The following is a 646-nucleotide window of genomic DNA, read 5'->3' as shown; positions in this document are numbered from 1 at the left end:
ACTCGCAGTGTTCAGTTGCCCAGCTAAACCTTGGATGTTGTCTACCGTGTTGTGGATCAAGCGTTGAGTGTGTTGGCTCTGTTTATCTGCTTCATCGGTGTTACGCGCGGTATCACCTGCTGAGTCAGCCACATTGTTGGCAGAAGAGGCCATCTCAGTCATTGCTGTTGCGATCATTTCCGTTGATTGTTGCTGAGTTTCAGTCAGCTGAGCTATCGAGCCTGCACGGTCTTCTACGCGCTGCAGCATGGAGGCGTTTAAGTTGGAAACCAACTCAGCCAACGACTGACTCATCTGCTGCACTGCGTGATAGATGCTGCCGTCTTCAGGCTTGGTATCGAAGGATGTCTGGATCTTACCTTGCGCTACAGCTTGTACAGCGGCTCTCACATCCTTAGGTTCACCACCTAACAGCGCCAGCATGCGTTTGATTGAGAAGATTAGGCTCGACAGGATAGCGCCTGCGATAACTAAGCAGAGAAACAGTTGCCACTGAGCAGTTGACCAGAAACGCGAGTTAACCTCGTTAAAGCCAATACCTGTACCGACAACCCATCCCCAATGCGGAGTTTTCTCTGCGATAGAGAGTTTTTCTTCGATAGTTCCATCTGGCAGTTTTTGAGTCCAAGTGTATTCAACGATCTGC

1 protein-coding gene is annotated in these 646 nt (G+C 49.8%); it reads right to left on the bottom strand.

What is annotated here, in order from left to right:
- The coding region (locus tag KIV40_RS31230; protein ID WP_285353183.1) for a methyl-accepting chemotaxis protein at nt 1-646 on the bottom strand (646 nt) is incomplete at both ends.

This window comes from Vibrio sp. D173a (genome assembly GCF_030248475.1).
The sequence above is the reverse complement of the archived record's forward strand: the minus strand, read 5'-3'. Positions and strand labels throughout refer to the sequence as shown.